Annotated in this window: 11 protein-coding genes and 1 pseudogene; 6 read left to right on the forward strand and 6 right to left on the reverse strand. The window is 69.1% G+C overall.

Annotation, left to right across the window (positions count from 1 at the left end):
* The 3 genes and pseudogenes from G3N92_RS18805 to G3N92_RS18815 all read left to right on the forward strand — a co-directional run.
* Positions 1 to 1,041: FecR domain-containing protein (locus tag G3N92_RS18805; protein WP_206129035.1), on the forward strand; the 1,041-nt coding region annotated here is incomplete at its 5' end.
* A 9-nt stretch (positions 1,042 to 1,050) separates the two neighbouring features.
* Positions 1,051 to 3,352: pseudogene (locus G3N92_RS18810) on the forward strand (CHASE2 domain-containing protein).
* A 54-nt stretch (positions 3,353 to 3,406) separates the two neighbouring features.
* On the forward strand, positions 3,407 to 4,057 hold the full coding sequence (locus G3N92_RS18815; protein WP_241014884.1) for a DUF4136 domain-containing protein: 651 nt from the start codon (positions 3,407 to 3,409) through the stop codon (positions 4,055 to 4,057).
* Positions 4,058 to 4,140: 83 nt separating this feature from the next.
* Here the strand turns inward: G3N92_RS18815 and galU are convergent, their stop codons facing one another.
* Positions 4,141 to 5,022 carry a UTP--glucose-1-phosphate uridylyltransferase GalU gene (gene galU / locus G3N92_RS18820; RefSeq protein ID WP_206129036.1) on the reverse strand — a complete coding sequence of 294 codons (882 nt, stop codon included), beginning with the start codon at positions 5,020 to 5,022 and terminating at the stop codon, positions 4,141 to 4,143.
* Positions 5,023 to 5,110: 88 nt separating this feature from the next.
* A complete protein-coding gene (locus G3N92_RS18825) occupies positions 5,111 to 7,981 on the reverse strand; it encodes a valine--tRNA ligase (RefSeq protein WP_206129037.1) in 2,871 nt (956 codons plus the stop codon).
* A gap of 213 nt (positions 7,982 to 8,194) precedes the next feature.
* Between G3N92_RS18825 and G3N92_RS18830 the strand changes: the two genes are divergently transcribed.
* Together G3N92_RS18830 and G3N92_RS18835 are read left to right on the forward strand one after the other, a co-directional pair.
* On the forward strand, positions 8,195 to 10,573 hold the full coding sequence (locus G3N92_RS18830; RefSeq protein ID WP_206129038.1) for a UvrD-helicase domain-containing protein: 2,379 nt from the start codon (positions 8,195 to 8,197) through the stop codon (positions 10,571 to 10,573).
* A gap of 2 nt (positions 10,574 to 10,575) precedes the next feature.
* Positions 10,576 to 11,409: a 5'-methylthioadenosine/adenosylhomocysteine nucleosidase gene (locus tag G3N92_RS18835; RefSeq protein ID WP_241014885.1), complete on the forward strand. Its 834-nt coding sequence runs from the start codon at positions 10,576 to 10,578 to the stop codon at positions 11,407 to 11,409.
* A gap of 97 nt (positions 11,410 to 11,506) precedes the next feature.
* On the opposite strand, the gene G3N92_RS18840 is transcribed toward G3N92_RS18835, so the two are convergent.
* On the reverse strand, positions 11,507 to 12,757 hold the full coding sequence (locus G3N92_RS18840; protein ID WP_206129040.1) for an MFS transporter: 1,251 nt from the start codon (positions 12,755 to 12,757) through the stop codon (positions 11,507 to 11,509).
* 346 nt (positions 12,758 to 13,103) lie between these two features.
* Here G3N92_RS18840 and G3N92_RS18845 point away from each other — a divergent pair, with 346 nt between their 5' ends.
* Entirely contained in the window at positions 13,104 to 14,762 is a 1,659-nt protein-coding gene (locus G3N92_RS18845; RefSeq protein WP_206129041.1) for a methyl-accepting chemotaxis protein, read from the forward strand.
* A gap of 99 nt (positions 14,763 to 14,861) precedes the next feature.
* On the opposite strand, the gene G3N92_RS18850 is transcribed toward G3N92_RS18845, so the two are convergent.
* From G3N92_RS18850 to G3N92_RS18860, 3 genes are read right to left on the reverse strand one after another with little or no spacing between them, the layout of a single operon-like run.
* Positions 14,862 to 15,773 carry an HlyD family secretion protein gene (locus G3N92_RS18850; protein WP_206129042.1) on the reverse strand — a complete coding sequence of 304 codons (912 nt, stop codon included), beginning with the start codon at positions 15,771 to 15,773 and terminating at the stop codon, positions 14,862 to 14,864.
* A 13-nt stretch (positions 15,774 to 15,786) separates the two neighbouring features.
* Positions 15,787 to 15,990: a DUF1656 domain-containing protein gene (locus G3N92_RS18855; RefSeq protein ID WP_206129043.1), complete on the reverse strand. Its 204-nt coding sequence runs from the start codon at positions 15,988 to 15,990 to the stop codon at positions 15,787 to 15,789.
* A complete protein-coding gene (locus tag G3N92_RS18860; protein ID WP_206129044.1) occupies positions 15,987 to 18,194 on the reverse strand; it encodes an FUSC family protein in 2,208 nt (735 codons plus the stop codon). Before G3N92_RS18860 ends, G3N92_RS18855 begins: the two co-directional genes overlap by 4 nt.
* Positions 18,195 to 18,232 lie beyond the last annotated feature (38 nt).

Here is an 18,232-nt window from a genome sequence, read left to right on the forward strand (position 1 = left end):
GGCGCGGTCGAGCGCGCCGGCCGCACCGCGGCGTTCGGCCCGCTCGCGGCCGACGCGACGCTTCGCGAGGGCGACCGGCTGCGCACCGGCGCGGACGGTTTCGTCACGCTCGAACTGACCGACGGCACCCATCTGAGCCTGCCGCCCGACAGCGAAATCGATCTGGGCGCGCTCCATCGCACGGTGCTGACCAATACGTTGTCGCGCATCGTCGATCTGAAGCGCGGCTCGGTGGACAGCGACGTCACGCACATGAAGCGGCCCGACGACCGGTTCCAGATCCGCTCGCCGTCGGTGGTGGCCGGCGTGCGCGGCACGCGCTTTCGCGTGAACTACGACGCGGGCGGCGATGCGCGCACGCGCGTCGAGGTGCTGGCGGGCACGGTCGGCGTCGGGCCGGCGCGCAGCCCCGATCCGACGCTCGTGCATGCGAATTTCGGCAGCATCGCGGCGGCCGACGGGCAGGTGGGCGCACCGGTGCCGCTGCTCGACGCGCCCACGGTTCTCAAGCCGGGCCGCGTGCAGGACGCGCCGCAGGTCGGCTTCGATCTCGTGCCGCCGGCCGGGGCGCAGGCGTATCGCGTGCAGATCGCGAGCGACGCCGGGTTTCTCGACGTGCTGCGCGAAATACGCATCGCGACGCCGCAGGCACGCTTCGACGACGTGCCCGACGGCAGCTATTTCGTGCGCGTCGCGGCGATCGACGCGAACGGACTCGAAGGGCAGGTGCGCACCTACGGTTTCGAGCGGCGGCGTTTCGGCCTGCATGCCGAGGCCGGCCCGACCCGCGGCGGCTATGCGTTCCGCTGGATGCCGAGCGGCGCGGCGGCCGGCGCGAGCACGCGCTACCGGTTCGTGCTGTCGGCGTCGGCGGATCTGTCGAACCCGATCGTCGATCAGCCGGGCATGACCGACACGCGCATGGTGATCGCGCATCTGCCGCCGGGCGACTACTACTGGAGCGTGAGCGCCGAGCAGTTCGACGGCGGCCGTTTCTACGAGAAGACGGGCGCCGTCAACAGTTTCACGCTGGCCCGCTGACGCGCGACGATGAAGCTTGCAGACAGTCTGTTGCCCGACGAGGCGTCCGCGGCGGGCCTCGCGCCCGGTCCCGGCCCGCGCCGGCGGCGTCCGCTCGGCCGGCGTGTCCTGATCGAATGGCTCGCGATCGGCTGCCTCGGCGTGGCGGCCGTGTTCGCGGGCGTGTTCTGGCACGCCACGGCCAGTGTCGACCGGCTCGTCTACGACCGTCTGCTGGGCGCGCGCAGCCTCGTGCTCGACCCGGACATCGCCGTGATCGAGATCGACAACGCCAGCGTCGAGCGGCTCGGCCGCTGGCCGTGGGCGCGCGGCGTGCATGCGCAACTGCTCGACGCGCTCGCGCGCGCGAAGCCGGCGGCGGTGGCGTACGACGTGCTGTTCGTCGAGCAGTCGGCCGACGACGCGGCGCTCGCCGCGGCGCTCGCGCGCGTGCCGACCTGGCTGCCGGTGCTGCTGAGCCCGGAGAACGCGGCCGGCGCGCGCGACGCGACGCTGCCGGTGCCGGCGCTGGCCGAGCGCGCGGCGGGGCTCGGCCATATCAACTTCGAGGTCGATCCGGACGGCATCGTGCGCAGCGTCGCGCTGAGCGAAAGCGACGGGCGGCGCGACTGGCCGCAACTGATGCTGTCGGCGGCGCGCGGGCTGGCGCCGTCGTCGCCGCTGAGCCACGCGCCGCTGCCCGGCCCGGGCCGGTATCTGATTCCGTTCAGCCGTGCGACGCCGCGCTATCCGGCCTATTCGCTGGCCGACGTGCTGGCCGGCAAGGTGCCCGACGCGGCGCTGCGCGGCAAGCTGGTGCTGGTCGGCGTGACCGCCGCGGGCCTCTACGACCGTTTCGCCACGCCGGTGTCGGGCGAACTCGGCCCGCTGCCGGGCGTGGAACTGCATGCCACGGTGCTCGCTGCTGCTGGCGCTGTCGCTGACGCTGGCCTGCGTGGCCGCGAGCGTCGCGCTGCTGTCCGGCGCGCGGCTCTGGCTCACGCCCGCGCCGGCGATCCTCGGCCTGATCGTGGTGTATCCGGTCTGGAACTGGCGGCGGCTCGAAATGACGATGCGCTACCTGCGCGGCGAGCTCGAACGGCTGGCCGCCGAGCCGCATCTGCTGCCCGAGGCGCCGCGCGATCCGGCCGCGCGCGGCCGCTTCGGCGGCGACGTGCTGGAACGCCAGATGAACCTGATGGCGCAGGCCGCGCAGCGCGTGCAGGACATGAAGCGCTTCGTCTGGGACAGCCTCGACAGCATGCCCGAGCCGATCTTCGTGACCGACGTGGCCGGCATCGTGCTGATCGCCAACCACGCGGCCAAGCGCTACTGCGCGCGGGTGCGGGTGGCCGCGCCGGAAGGGCGGCCGTTGCGCGCCGCGCTCGGCGAGCTGGCCTTCGTCAAGACGGTGGCGCACCCGGAGCACGAGGCGGCGCTGCGCGCGGCCTGGCCCGATGCGCTCGATCCGACGCGCGCGTCGGGCCAGGCCCCGGCGCTGCTCGAAAGCGGGCTGGAGGTGCGCGATCTCGACGGCCTCGACCATCTGCTACGCTACGCGCCGTGTACCAATGCCGAGGGGCGCGCGAGCGGCTGGATCGCCGGGCTGGTCGACGTCAGCACGCTGCACGCGGCCGAACGGCAGCGAGAGGAAGCGCTGCATCTGCTGTCGCACGACATGCGCTCGCCGCAGGCGTCTATCCTCGCGCTGCTGCAGTTCGAGCGCCAGCGCGCCGATATGCCGGCCGTGCAGCTCGAACTGTTCGGCCGCATCGAGCGCCATGCGCGGCGCGCGCTCGCGCTGGCCGACGAGTTCGTGCACCTGGCGCGCGCGGAATCGCAGACCTACCGGATCGACGCGACGAACTTCGCCGATCTGCTGATCGACGCCAGCGACGAGGTGTGGCCGCAGGCGCAGGCCAAGCGGATCCGCATCGACGCGCAGCCCGGCGTCGAGCCGTACTGGATCGGCGCGGACCGCTCGCTGATGACGCGCGCGCTCGTGAACCTGCTCAACAACGCGGTCAAGTACAGCCCGGCCGATACGCTGATCACCTGCCGCTTCACGACCGAGCCGTCGCCGCCGCGCGTGACCTGCACGATCCGCGATCAGGGCTATGGCATTGCGCCCGAGGATCAGCCGCATCTGTTCGAGCGGTTCCGGCGCTTTCACGCGAGCGAGCGGCCCGAGGTGACGGGCGCGGGGCTCGGCATGGTATTCGTCAAGACGGTCGTGACGCGCCACGGCGGCCACATCGCGGTGGACAGCGCGGTGGGCGCAGGCACGGCGATCTCGATCACGCTGCCGCGGCTCGATGAGCCCGGCGAGTGAGCGGGGCGGCGTGACGCAACGGGGGCTTCGGCAAGCCACGCGAGGAGAACGGGAATGAAAACGATTCGGGCGATGGGGATGATGGGCGCGGGATGCGCGGCGGCGCTGCTGGCGGGCTGCGCCGCGCCGGCCACCGGCGTCAGCGTGACCGGGCAGCCGGCCGGCTTCGGCGCGGCCGGACAGACCTACGAGCTGACGCGCACCGAGGCGCAGGACGGCAACGCGCATTACGCGCGCGTGGAGGCGCTGGTGCGCGACGCGCTGGCGCACGACGGCTACCGGTTGGCCGACGCGGGGCAGGCGGCGCGTTACCGGCTCGCGATCGCCTATGCGACGCAACCGGCCGCGCTCGCGCTCGGCGCGCCGTGCGCGCCGGCCAGCGGGCCGTGCTCCGATGCGCCGGGCCTGCGCGTGGACGGCGCCGCGCCGTTTCCGCTGCCGTTCGCGGGAACGGTCTACCGGCATCTGCTGACGCTGCGGTTCGTCGATCGCGGCACCGGCGCCACCGCCTATCAGGTCACGGCCGCCGCGCGCGACCGTCAACCCGATGCGCTCGCGGCGATGCCGCTGCTGGTGCGCAGCGCGCTGGCCAAGCTGCCGTTCGACGATGCGCGCGGCTGGCTGGTGAAGACGCGGCCCGATCCGGCGGGCGGGCTGCCCGGCGTGGTGTCGGTGAAACCGGCTGCTGCCGCCGCCGCGCAGTAAATTGCCGCCGCACAGTAAAAAACGCCGCATCGCGCGGCGTTTTTTATGCTGCCCGCATCGAAAAACGCGGGCGAGCGGGGCGCTTACACCGATTGCTGCGTGCCGCGTTCGCGCAGGTATTGCTCGAACTCGTCGCGCACTTCCGGGTGGCGCAGCGCGAACTCGACCGTCGCCTTCAGGTAGCCGAGCTTGCTGCCGCAGTCGAAGCGCGTGCCCTGATACTTGTAGGCCAGCACTTGTTCGTCGGCGAGCAGCGCCTCGATCGCGTCGGTGAGCTGCAGCTCGCCGCCGGCGCCGGGCTTGATCGAACGCAGGTGTTCGAAGATGCGCGGCTTCAGGATGTAGCGGCCGACCACGCCGAGGTTCGACGGCGCCACTTCGGGCGCTGGCTTCTCGACGATGCCCGACAGCTTGATGATCGAGTCTTCCCACTCCTTGCCGTCGACGATGCCGTACGAGCGGGTTTCGCTCGGCGGGATCTCTTCGACGCCGATGATCGAGCTGTGATAGTGATCGAACGTGTCGACCATCTGCTTCATGACGGGCGGCTGCCCGTCGAGCAGATCGTCGGCGAGGATCACGGCGAACGGGTTGTCGCCCACCAGCTTTTCGGCGCACAGCACGGCGTGGCCGAGGCCCAGCGCTTCCGGCTGACGCACGTAGAAGCAATCGACGTTGGCCGGCTTGATGCTGCGCACGAGGTCGAGCAGCTTTTCCTTGCCGCGCGCTTCGAGTTCGGCTTCGACTTCGTACGATTTGTCGAAGTGATCCTCGATCGCGCGCTTGCTGCGGCCCGTCACGAAGATCATTTCCGTGATGCCGGCCGCGATCGCTTCCTCGACGGCGTACTGGATCAGGGGCTTGTCGACGACGGGCAGCATTTCCTTCGGGCTTGCCTTCGTCGCCGGCAGAAAGCGGGTGCCGAGGCCGGCAACCGGGAATACCGCCTTAGTGACTTTCAGCATGTGATCGACCTTTCATCTGGGGTTATATCGTCCGTGCCGCCCATGGTGATTGGGCTGGCACGTTCCGTGCAAGCGACCTTACCGTTTGTTACGCCGGCAGCCGCGCAAGCTGCGCCGCCAGTTTGTCGAGCGTGCCGCGGAATTCCGCGATGCGCTTTTGCTCCTGTTCGACCACGGCCGGCGGGGCTTTCGCGACGAACGCCTCGTTGCCGAGCTTGGCCTCGCACTTGCGGATTTCGTTCTCCAGGCGCGCGACTTCCTTCGACAGGCGCTCGCGTTCGGCCTTCACGTCGATCTCCACCTTCAGCACCAGCTTGCTGGTGCCGACGATGGCGATCGGCGCGCCCTGGCCTTCGGCGTCGAGCGTGGCTTCGTCGGCCACGATCGTCACGTCCGACAAGCGCGCCAGCGCCTTCAGGTACGGCGCGAAGGTGCCGAGGCGTTCGACGTCGCCGGTGGCGAGCAGCGGCACGCGGGTGGCGGGCGAGAGGTTCATCTCGCCGCGCAGGTTGCGGCACGCGTCCACCACGGCCTTCAGGTCGGCGGCCCATTGCTCGGCGGCGTCGTCGAGCTTCGCGAGATCGGCGACCGGGTAGGCCTGCACCATCAGCGAGGCTTCGCCTTCGGCCTGGCCGGCCGGGTAGCGGCCCGCGAGCGGCGCCACCTTCTGCCACAGCGCCTCGGTGATGAACGGGATCACCGGATGCGCGAGGCGCAGCACCGTTTCGAGCACGCGCAGCAGCGTGCGGCGCGTGGCGCGCTGCTGTTCCGGCGTGCCGTTCTGGATCTGCACCTTGGCCAGTTCGACGTACCAGTCGCAGTATTCGTCCCAGACGAACTTGTAGATGCTGTTGGCGATGTTGTCGAAGCGGTAATCGTCGAAGCCCTTGGCGATGTCGGCTTCCACGCGCTGCAGCAGCGAGACGATCCAGCGGTCGGCCGCCGAGAAATCGAGGTAGCCGCCGGGGCCGCAATCGCCCGCGCCGCACAGTTCCGGCTTGGCGGTGCCGCAATCGTGGCCTTCGCAGTTCATCAGCACGAAGCGCGTGGCGTTCCACAGCTTGTTGCAGAAGTTGCGGTAGCCCTCGCAGCGCGCCAGATCGAAGTTGACGTTGCGGCCGAGCGTGGCCATCGACGCCATCGTGAAGCGCAGTGCATCGGTGCCGAACGCCGGGATGCCGTCGGCGAATTCCTTGCGCGTCTTCTTCTCGATGCTGGCCGCCTGCTTCGGATTCATCAGGCCGGTGGTGCGCTTGGCCACCAGGTCTTCCAGCGCGATGCCGTCGATGATGTCGAGCGGGTCGAGCGTGTTGCCCTTGCTCTTCGACATCTTCTGGCCTTCCGCGTCGCGCACGAGGCCGTGCATGTAGACGGTGTGGAACGGCACCTTGCCCGTGAAATGCGTCGTCATCATGACCATCCGGGCGACCCAGAAGAAGATGATGTCGAAGCCGCTGACGAGCACCGAGGACGGCAGGAAGTGCTTCAGTTCGGGCGTTTCGTTCGGCCAGCCGAGCGAGGAGAACGGCACCAGCGCCGACGAGAACCACGTGTCGAGCACGTCCTCGTCGCGGCGCAGCGCGCCCGTGTAGCCGGCGGCCGCGGCCTTGGCGCGCGCGCCGTCCTCATCGCGCGCGACGAAGATCTCGCCGTTCTCGCCGTACCACGCCGGGATCTGGTGGCCCCACCAGAGCTGGCGCGAGATGCACCAATCCTGGATGTTCTCGAGCCACTGGTAGTAGGTGGTGGTCCAGTTGTCGGGCACGAACTTGATGCTGCCGTCGCGCACCACGTCGAGCGACACCTCGGTGATCGATTTGCCCGGATGAACGCTGCCTTCCGGCGCCGGCTTGGTCATCGCGACGAACCACTGATCGGTCAGCATCGGCTCGATCACCACGCCCGTGCGGTCGCCGCGCGGCACCATCAGCTTGTGCGGCTTGACCGAATCGAGCGCGCCGAGCGCGTCCAGATCGGCCACCACGCGCTTGCGCGCCTCGAAGCGGTCGAGGCCGCGATAGGCTTGCGGCGCGTTGTCGTTGATCTTCGCGTCGAGCGTGAGGATTTCGATCTGCGGCAACTGGTGGCGCTGGCCGACCTGGTAGTCGTTCTGGTCGTGCGCGGGCGTGACCTTCACCACGCCGGTGCCGAATTCCTGGTCGACGTAATCGTCGGCGATGATCGGGATCTCGCGGTCGCACAGCGGCAGGCGCACCGACTGGCCGATCAGGTGGCGGTAGCGCTCGTCTTCCGGGTGAACCATCACGGCCACGTCGCCGAGCATGGTTTCCGGGCGCGTGGTGGCGACCGTCAGATGGCCCTCGCCCGAGGCGAGCGGGTAGTTGATGTGCCAGAGATGGCCTTCCTCTTCCTCGCTCACCACTTCGAGATCGGACACGGCCGTCATCAGCACCGGATCCCAGTTGACGAGGCGCTTGCCGCGATAGATGAGGCCCTGCTCGAAGAGCTGCACGAACACTTCGCGCACGACCGACGACAGCTTGTCGTCCATCGTGAAGTATTCGCGGCTCCAATCGGTCGACGCGCCGAGGCGGCGCACCTGGTTGGTGATCGTCGAGCCCGATTTTTCCTTCCATTCCCACACGCGCTCGACGAACTTCTCGCGGCCGAGATCGTGGCGGGAGATCTTCTGCGCGTCGAGCTGGCGCTCGACGACGATCTGCGTGGCGATGCCGGCGTGGTCGGTGCCCGGCACCCACAGCGTGTTGTCGCCGCGCATGCGGTGATAGCGGGCCAGGCCGTCCATGATCGTCTGGTTGAACGCGTGGCCCATGTGCAGGGTGCCCGTGACGTTCGGCGGCGGGAGCTGGATCGCGAAATCGGGTTTGGCCGGGTCGAACGCCGGGGCGGCATAGCCGCGCTTTTCCCATTCCGGCCCCCAATGGGATTCGATGGTCTGGGGCTCGAAACTCTTCGCCAGCGTGCTGTCGTCGCTCATGGTTGGAATTGCCTGAAGGAATGCGTGATTGATGCGGAAACCGTCAATTATAAATGGATGCGCATCGCCCGGGAGCGCGAGGCCGCCTGCAGGCCCGCCGAGGCGGCGTAAATCGCCGCACGAGCGCGCCGGCGGCCGCGCGGCGGCGGTGCCGCCGGGCGTTCTATAATGGCGGGCCTGTCGCCTGACCTCCCACCGTCCGCCTCCCGCTTTATGCCCGATCTGCTCGCGAATCTGAACCCCGAACAATACGCCGCCGTCACGCTGCCCAACGAGCCCGCGCTGATTCTCGCCGGTGCGGGCAGCGGCAAGACGCGCGTGCTGATCACGCGGATCGCCTGGCTGATTCAGCAAGGCTTCGCGTCGCCGCCCACCGTGCTGGCCGTCACGTTCACGAACAAGGCCGCGCGCGAAATGCTCACGCGGCTGTCGGCGATGATGCCGATCGACACGCGCGGCATGTGGATCGGCACGTTCCACGGGCTGTGCAACCGCATGCTGCGCGCGCATTACCGCGACGCCGGGCTGCCGCAAACCTTTCAGATCCTCGACACGGCCGATCAGCTGTCGGCGATCAAGCGCCTGATGAAGGCCTCGAACATCGACGACGAGAAATACCCGCCGAAGAACGTTCAGTACTTCATCAACAACGCGAAGGAGCAAGGGCTGCGCCCGGACAAGGTCGAGGCCACCGACAACTTCAACCGGATGTTCGTCGAGCTGTACCAGGCCTACGACCAGCAATGCCAGCGCGAGGGCGTGGTCGATTTCCCCGAGCTGCTGCTGCGCTGCTACGAGCTGCTGATGTTCAATCCGCCGCTGCGCGCGCATTACCAGTCGCGCTTCCGGCAGATCCTGGTGGACGAGTTCCAGGATACGAACAAGCTGCAGTACGCCTGGCTCAAGCTGCTGGCCGGCTCCGAGAACGCGATCTTCGCGGTGGGCGACGACGATCAGTCGATCTACGCGTTCCGCGGCGCGAACGTCGGCAACATGCGCGACTTCGAGGAGGAATTCCGGGTCCGCAACCTGATCAAGCTCGAGCAGAACTACCGCTCGCACGGCAACATCCTCGATGCGGCCAATCACCTGATCTCGCACAACTCGCACCGGCTCGGCAAGAACCTGCGCACCGACGCCGGGCACGGCGAGCCGGTGCGCGTGTACGAGGCCGCCACCGATTCGCAGGAAGCGGGCTGGATCGTCGAGGAAATCCGCTCGCTGATCACCACCGGCATGGCGCGCAGCGAGGTGGCCGTGCTCTATCGCAGCAACGCGCAATCGCGCGCGATCGAGCACACGCTGATGACGGCCGGCATCGCCTATCGCGTGTACGGCGGCCTGCGCTTCTTCGAGCGCCAGGAAATCAAGCACGCGCTGGCCTATCTGCGCCTGATCGACAACCCGAACGACGACACCGCGTTCGTGCGCGTGGTCAATTTCCCGACGCGCGGCATCGGCGCGCGCTCGATCGAGCAACTGGCCGACGCGGCGCGGCTCTACAACTGCGCGATGTCGGCCGCGATTCCCTACGTCACCGGCAAGGCCGGCTCGAGCCTCGGCGCGTTCGCGAACCTGATCGCCAAGATGCGCGCCGAAACGGCGCAGATGAGCCTGCCCGAAACGGTCGAATACGTGGTGCGCGCGAGCGGCCTCAGCGATTTCTATCAAGGCGAGCGCGAAGGGCAGGACCGCCTGGAGAACTTGCAGGAACTGGTCAATGCGGCCACCGCGTTCGTGGGCGAGGAGGGCTACGGGCTCGACGCGCCGGCGCGCGCGATTCCGCTGCGCCCCGGCGCGAGCGCGGCGCCCGAGATCGCCGTGGCTGGCGATGCGGCCGACACCGTGCTGGCACCGGCCGATCTCGGCGATCCGGCGCAGAACCCCGACACCATGACGCCGCTGGCCGGCTTCCTGTCGCATGCCTCGCTGGAGGCGGGCGACAACCAGGCGCAGGCCGGCCAGGACGCCGTGCAGCTGATGACGGTGCACGCGGCCAAGGGCCTCGAATTCTCGGCCGTGTTCATCACCGGCCTCGAGGAAGGCCTGTTCCCGCACGAAAACAGCGCGCTCGAATCGGACGGGCTGGAAGAGGAGCGCCGGCTCATGTACGTGGCAATCACGCGCGCCAAGGAGCGGCTCTACATGTCGTTCGCGCAAAGCCGCATGCTGCATGGCCAGACGCGCTACAACATCCGCTCGCGCTTCTTCGACGAACTGCCGCAGCACGTGCTGAAGTGGCTGACGCCGCAGGTCGAGGCGGGCAGCCGCTGGGGCGGCCGTGCCGACAACGCCGGCTATGGCCGCAACTGGTTCTCGCGGCCGGGCGGGGGCGGCAACAACGGCGGCGGCTCGCGCGACAGCGTGGTCGACGCGGCCGTGTCCGCGCCGCTGCCGGCGTTCGCGAACGAAAAGCGCGCGGCCGGCAACGGTTTCCGCGTCGGTCAGCCGGTGTTCCATACCAAGTTCGGCGAGGGCACGGTCATCGCCCTCGAGGGCGATGGCGCCGATGCGAAGGCGCAGGTCCGATTCAAGCGGCACGGCGAGAAATGGCTCGCGCTGGCCGTCGCAAAACTTCAGCCGGTGGAATGAACATGGCCTTTTCTTTGAGTTTCGATCGCAGCCGTCCGCTCGGCATTCTGGCCGCGCTGCCGCAGGAGCTGGGCGATCTGGTCGCCGCGATGCGCGCCGAGGGCGCCGTCGAGACGATCACGCTCGGGCAGCGCGAGTACCACGTCGGCACGGCCTACGGCGTGCCCTGCGTGGTGACGCTCGCGCGCGTCGGCAAGGTGGCGGCCGCCTCCACGGCCACCGCGCTGATCCATCGCTTCGACGTGCGCGCGATCGTGTTCGCCGGGGTGGCCGGCGGCGTGTCGCGCGAGGTGGCGGTGGGCGACGTGGTGGTGGCGCAGGCGCTGCTGCAGCACGATCTCGACGCCTCGCCGATCTTCCCGCGCCACGAGGTGCCGCTGCTCGGCATCACGCGCTTCGCGGCCGATGCGGCGCTGTCGGCGCGGCTGCGCGCGGCCTGCGATGCGTTCGTGGCCGGCCACGGCGAAGCGCTCAAGGCGCGCTTCCGGCTGCGCGGCGCGCGCGTGCATACGGGCCTGATCATCAGCGGCGACCGGTTCGTGTCGAGCGAGCCGGAAGTCGTCGCGCTGCGCGAGGCGCTGCCCGATGCGCTGGCCGTCGAAATGGAAGGCGCGGCGCTGGCCCAGGTCTGCTACGAATACGGCGTGCCGTGCGCCGTGGTGCGCACCATCTCCGACGCGGCCGACGATCACGCCACGGCCTCGTTCACGAATTTCCTGACCGAGATCGCTGCGGCCTATTCGTCGGAAATCCTGAAGGGGTTCCTGATCGGGCTGGCCGATGCGCCGCTGGCCGCGGCTGGCGAAGCCGATCCGGCGGGCGCGTTGCCGGCCTGAGGGCGCGGCCCGGCCCGGCCGGTTTGCGGAAGGACGAAAAAAAGCCCGGTTCGCGTGAACCGGGCTTTTTTGCATGCGGGGGAGCAGGTGAGGTGACTTACGCCGCCGCCGCCCGTTTTGCCTTCTTGCCCTCGACGTCGGGCAGCAGCACCGTCAGCACGCCGAGCAGCGGCAGGTAGGCGCAGAGCTGGTAGACGTACGACACGCTGGTGGCGTCGGCGATGTCGCCGAGCACCGCCGCGCCGATCCCGCCCATCCCGAACGCGAGGCCGAAGAACAGGCCGGCCACCATCCCGACCTTGCCCGGAATCAGTTCCTGGGCGTAGACGAGGATCGCCGAGAACGCCGAGGCCAGCACCACGCCGATGATCACGGTCAGCACGCTGGTCCAGAACAGGTTCGCGTGCGGCAGCATCAGCGTGAACGGCGCGACGCCGAGGATCGACACCCAGATCACGACCTTGCGACCGATGCGGTCGCCGATCGGCCCGCCGATCACCGTGCCGGCCGCCACGGCGGCGAGGAAGATGAACAGGTGCAACTGCGCGGCCTGCACGCCCAGATGGAAGCGGTCCATCAGATAGAACGTGAAGTAGCTGGTGATGCTGGCCAGATAGAAATACTTCGAGAACACCAGCAGCATCAGCACGCCGAGCGCGAGCAACACCTGTTTGCGCGTCAGCGTGGCGTGGCGCTCGCCGGCCTTGCGCTTCTTCAGCGACGGCTGACGGCGGTACCAGCGGCCGATCTGCGCGAGCACCACGATCGCCACCAGCGCGGCCACCGACACCCAGGCGATGCTGTGCTGGCCGTGCGGAATGATCACGAGCGCGGCGAGCAGCGGCCCGAGCGAGGTGCCGGCGTTGCCGCCCACCTGGAACAGCGACTGCGCGAGGCCGTGGCGTCCGCCCGAGGCCATCCGCGCCACGCGCGACGATTCCGGATGGAACACCGACGAGCCGCAGCCCACCAGCGCGGCGGCCACCAGCAGCACGCCGAAGCTCGGTGCGACCGACATCAGCAGCAGCCCCGACAGCGTGAAGCCCATGCCGACCGGCAGCGAATACGGCATCGGCCGCTTGTCGGTGTAAAGGCCCACCAGCGGCTGCAGCAGCGAGGCGGTGATCTGATAGGTGAGCGTGATCAGGCCGATCTGCGCGAAGGACAGCGAGAAGTTGTCCTTCAGCATCGGATAGATCGCCAGGATCAACGACTGGATCATGTCGTTGAGCAGGTGCGAGAAGCTGATCGCGCCGAGCACCGGGTAATCGGTGCGGGCGGGGGCCGGCGCCTGGGCGGCGGGCGGCGCGTCGGGCAGGGGTTGAGACGGGTCGAGGCTGGTTTGCATGGCGAACGAGCGTTGGGCGGCGGAGCCGCGCGTTGTGATGGGAATTCGTAACGGCGTCACCGGAGTGTAAATTGGCTCACTCGGATTGTCAGGCCAAGTTTTGTCGCGATTCGGACATCGTGATGGGCCCGATCCGGTGCCATTTCCGCACGATATTTTTGTGACCATGAACAAAAGTCCCGTCATATCGGGGCAGACCCGTACTCAAGAAAAAAATCCGACCTGCCGTCAAGCCCTTATCCGTGACGACACGCGCGGGAAGGGCCGTGCCGCAGATCCGCGGCTGGCGGCCGTACGGTGATGCCGGAGCCGACGTTTCCGGCAGCAGAATGAGTACGGGGGAAGGATGATGGGAATTTCGCTGCGCGCACGGCCGGCGACGGCAGGCATGACGCCCGGCGCCGCCGCGCCGGCCGCTTCGACACGCGGCAAGCGCGCGCCGGGGCGCGCCTGGTCGGTGCGGGCGACGCTGTACGCGGCGTTCGCCGTGCTGCTGGTGGGCACGCTGGCGATCGGGCTGTTCTCGCTCTGGCAGATCAGCCGGCTCGACGAATCGATCCGCTCCGTCTACGAGCAGGGCCACGTCGCGAGCCACGCGGCCGAGGCGGTACGCGGCCACGTGCTGCGCGCGAGTCGCGCGCAAAAGATGCTGCTGACGGCCACCACGGCCAAGGAGCGCGACGATCTCGGCAACGACATCGCGGGCGACCTGAACGGCATCACGACCGAACTGGCCGTGCTCGACCGCTACGCCGACGCCGGCGATCGCGCCTCGCTCGACAGCTTCGCCAAGGCGGTGAAGGACTGGAGCGCCCATCTGAGCGACTTCGTCGCGCTGGTCAAGCAGCAATCGCTGGATCTGTCGCAGATGAACTGGCAGGTCGGCACGCAGGACGTGAGCCTGCTGGTCGAAACCGGCAAGCTCGAGAAGCAGGTCGACATGCTGGTGGCGGCGCGCGGCGAAGCCGCCAAGGAAACGCGCGATGCGTCCACGGCGCGCTTCCACGCCTCGCTGCTGATGATCGCGGTGATGACGGCCGGCCTGATCGTGGTGGCGATCCTGATCGCCTCGTGGGTGGTGCAGCGGCTCGGCGCGCAACTGGGCGGCGAACCGGCCACGGCGAAGGTGATCGCGGCCGGCATCGCGCGCGGCGACCTGACCCAGCCCGTCAAGCTTGCCAAGCGCGATCACGACAGCGTGCTGTTCGCGCTCGACGCGATGCAGCGCGAGCTCGGTCAGACGGTGCGCGAGATCGCGGCGAGCGCCGAGGCGATCGCGTCGGCGTCGAGCGAAATCTCCACCGGCAACCTCGATCTGTCGCAGCGCACCGAGCAGCAGGCGGTGGCGCTGGAGCGCACCTCGTCGAGCATGTCGCAACTGACCTCCACCGTGCACCAGAACGCCGAGAACGCGCGGCAGGCCAGCGCGCTGGCGCAGAACGCCTCCGACGTGGCCGAGCAGGGCGGCGAGGTGGTGGGCCGCGTGGTCAGCACCATGAACGAGATCGACGCGAGCGCGCGCAGCATCCGCGACATCATCGGCACGATCGAGGGCATCGCGTTCCAGACCAACATCCTCGCGCTCAACGCCGCCGTCGAGGCGGCGCGCGCGGGCGAGAACGGGCGCGGTTTCTCGGTGGTGGCGAGCGAGGTGCGTTCGCTCGCGCAGCGTTCGGCCACGGCGGCCAAGGAAATCCGGCAGTTGATCGGCGCGTCGGTGGATCGCGTGGCGAACGGCGCGCAACTGGCGACCGACGCCGGCCGCACGATGGAGGACGTGGTGCGTGCGGTGCGCCGCGTGACCGACATCATCGGCGAGATTTCGGCGGCGTCGACCGAGCAGAGCGCCGGCATCGACGAGATCGGCCGCGCGGTCGAGCAGATGGATTCCGGCACGCAGCAGAACGCGGCGCTGGTCGAGCAGGCCGCGGCCGCCGCGCGCTCGCTCGACGAGCAGGCGCAATCGCTGAAGGCGCTGGTCGGGCACTTCCGCGTGGCGGGCTGAACGCCGCCGCGCCGGGCGACCGGTTCACAACGAAAAACCCCGCGATGCGCCAGGCATCGCGGGGTTTTTTGTTGACCGCCCGCCCGGGGGCGGCGCGGATCAGGAGTGCGCGGGCGCGGCCGGCGCCTGCTTGTTGTTGCCGGCCTGCGGCTTGCCTTCGTCGACGATCACCGTGCAGGTGGTGCCGGCCGACAGCACCACGCCGTCGGGCACCTCGTCGATATGGATGCGCACTGGCACGCGCTGCGCGAGGCGCACCCAGTTGAACGTCGGGTTGACGTCGGCCACCAGGTCGCGGCTTTGCGGGTTGTCGCGGTCGTAGATGCCGCGCGAGATGCTGTCGACATGGCCCTTCAGCACGCCGCCGCTCATCAGCCGCATCTCGGCCTTCGCGCCGAGCTTCACGCGCGGCAGCTTGGTTTCCTCGAAGTAGCCGTAGACCCAGAACGAATGGCTGTCGATGATCGCCAGCTTGGCGTTGCCGGCCGTCGCGTAGTCGCCCTTGAACACGTTCAGGTTGGTGATGTAGCCGTCCACCGGCGCGATCACCCGCGTGCGTTCGAGGTTCAGCTTGGCGGCGTCGAGCGCGGCGTTGGCCTGCTGGAGCTGCGCGGCGGCGCCCGAGGCGGTCTGCGCGGCGTTTTCGCGGCTTTCCTTCGACACCACGGCGGCGTCGAGATCGGCGCGGCGCGCGGCGTCCGCACGCTTCATCTGCAATTCGGACTGGCGCGCGGCCACGGCGGCCTTGGCCTGCTCGACGGCGATCTCGTAATGCGACGGGTCGATCTGCATGATCAGGTCGCCCTTGTGCACGAACTGGTTGTCGCGCACCGGCAGTTCGACCACGGCGCCCGACACGTCCGGCGCCACGTTGACGATTTCGGCGCGCACGCGGCCGTCGCGGGTCCACGGCTCGTCCATGTAATGGACCCACAGCCGGTGTCCGATCAGGATCGCGACGACGAGGATCACGGCTGTCGCGACGAAGCCGAAAAGTTTTCTGAGGAGCATGGTTCGATTCATTTCAACGGTAGACGGCGAGGCTCAGGCCGCCGCAGATGCAGACGAGCAGGCTGGCGCGGAACAGCGAGGGGTGCCAGACCAGCCGGTACAGGCCGGTGGCGGCCAGCACGCGGTCGAGCGCCCAGGTCAGGATGGCGCCGAGCACGAACAACAGCACGACGGTGGGCATGTACGCATCGAATACGGCGATTTCACGCGGCATCATGATGAGGTTCCCGGGGTAGGCGGCGCGGCGTTGCCGTCGAGCGCCGCGAGCGGCGATTCGCGATCGAGCAGCGCGGTGCGCACGAAATGCAGATGACTGAGGATGCGTTGCAGCCGATGGCGTTCCTCGGCCGGCGGCGCGAACGTGTCGAGCGCCTGGCGGGTGGCCGCGATGGCGTCGATGGTCGCGGCCAGCGCGGCGTCGAAGCGCGCCGGATTCGGCCCGGCGAACAGCGCGCAGACGTTGCGGCGCATGGTGCGGATCGCCGTGCGCCACGGCATCGAGGCCGCGTAGCGCGGATCGCCGGGCAGGCCCTTCAGCTCGTGGCGCAGATCGATGATCGCGTTGCCGACCTCGAGCACCGCGAACATCCAGCGCAGCGCGTCGCGCTGCACGCCCGGCTGGTCGGCCGACAGCGTGTGCGCCTGGAACATCAGGTCGCGCGCACCGCTTTCGAAGCGCGTGCGCAGCCCGGCCAGGCGGCCCTCGCACGCCTGCACGACCTGGCGGCGCAGGTCCGCGAACAGGCGGCGCTTGAGCCACGGCGAGGTGGGCGGCATCAGCACCGAGAACGCGATCGCCGACACGATCATCGACAGCACGATCGCGATGCCGTTGTTGATGAAGCTGACCGGATCGTAGTGCGTGATGTTGTCGGGGCCGGCCAGGAAGCTGAAGAAGATCAGGTAGCCCATGCCGTGCGCGCCCGTCTTCGGCTTCAGCGTGAGCCGGATGCCGATCGCCAGCATCGGCGCGAGCGCGACGCAGAGCAGCGGGAAGCCGTCGATGCGTGGATAGATCACGAACGTCAGCAGCAGCCCCATCACCACGCCGAGCGAGGCGCCGAGCGCCATCTGCACGGCGGTGGTGCTCGGGCGCGGCGATGACGAGGCCAGCGCGCAGACGGCCGCCGCGTTCAGCACCAGCATCACGCCGCTCGGCCAGGTGCTGTAGATCCAGAACGCGCCGAGCAGCATCATCACGACGCCGGTGCGCAGGCCCGCGATCAGCGCGGCGGTCAGGTTCGTCTTCGGCTCGAACTGCTCGATCCAGCGCTCGCGTTCGTGCGTCTCGCTGGCGAGCGAGCCGTAGGTGGCGGCGTAGTCGTGCACGTCGCTGACGAAGCGGTAGAGCAGCTCGGCGGCCGTGTCGAAATCGAGCAGCGGGAAATCGGGCTGCCGTTCGAGCTCGGCGCGGGTGGCGCGGATCCGCTTCGGCAGCGCGTCGCGATAGGCGAGCAGCGGCCCGGCCACGCGCGCGGCTTCGGCGGCGGTGCGCACCGGCTGGCCGTCCGGTTCGAGCAGCGGCGCGATCTCGTGGTAGTACGGCTCGAGCGCGGCGATCACGGCCGTGTCGTGCGCGGCGCGCAGCCGGTTCATCAACTGGTGCAGCGCGTGGAAGCGGCTCGACGCCGTCATGAACTCGCTGTTCAGGCGCGCGAGGCGGCCGTTGCGCATGCGCAATTCGTGGTTCTCGAACACGGCCATGCTGCGCGCCGATTCGAAGCCGATCACGTCGGCCACGAAGTGCGTGTGCACCTTTTCGATCTGCGCGCGGTCGAGCTTGCCCGACAGCGCCGAGGCCACGTAATCGACGAACGACGAGAAGCGGCGGCGCACCGTGGTGCGCATCTGCTCGCCCGTGTAGCGCGGGAACAGCAGTGCGCTGACCAGCCCGGCCGAGACGATCGCCACGACGATTTCGGCCACCCGCGTGAGCGCCGTCATGAACGCCGTGTCGGGCTGCTGCGAGGCGGGCAGGCCGATCAGCGCGGCCGTGTAGCCGGCCAGCAGGAAGCCGTAGCTGCGGAAATTGCGGTTGCGCGCGGCGCCTGCGTTGCAGATCGCGACCCACAGCGACACCGCGCTCAGGAACAGCCACGGCTGCTGCGGGAACAGCGCGACGAACGTGAGCGTGGCCGCGAGGCCCACGAACGTGCCCATCAGGCGGTAGAAGCTCTTGGCCAGCACCGCGCCGCTTTGCGGCTGCATGACGATGAACACGGTGGTCAGGGCCGTCTTCGGCGCGGGCAGGTCGAGCACCATCGACACGCCGACCGCGAGAAACGCGGCCGTCAGCGCCTTGACGAGGTAGAGCCAGGCGTTGCCGTCGGTGCGCGCCCAGTCGGCGAACGTGGCGGCCAGCGCCGCGAACGGGCCGCGGGCGGGCGGCGTGGCGGCGGGAGAGGACGAGGGGGCGGACATCGTCGGCGTCCTCAGTCGGCCGCGGGCGCGGTGGCGCT

Origin of the sequence: Burkholderia sp. Ac-20379, assembly GCF_017104645.1 — a bacterium.
Taxonomy (GTDB): Bacteria; Pseudomonadota; Gammaproteobacteria; order Burkholderiales; family Burkholderiaceae; genus Burkholderia.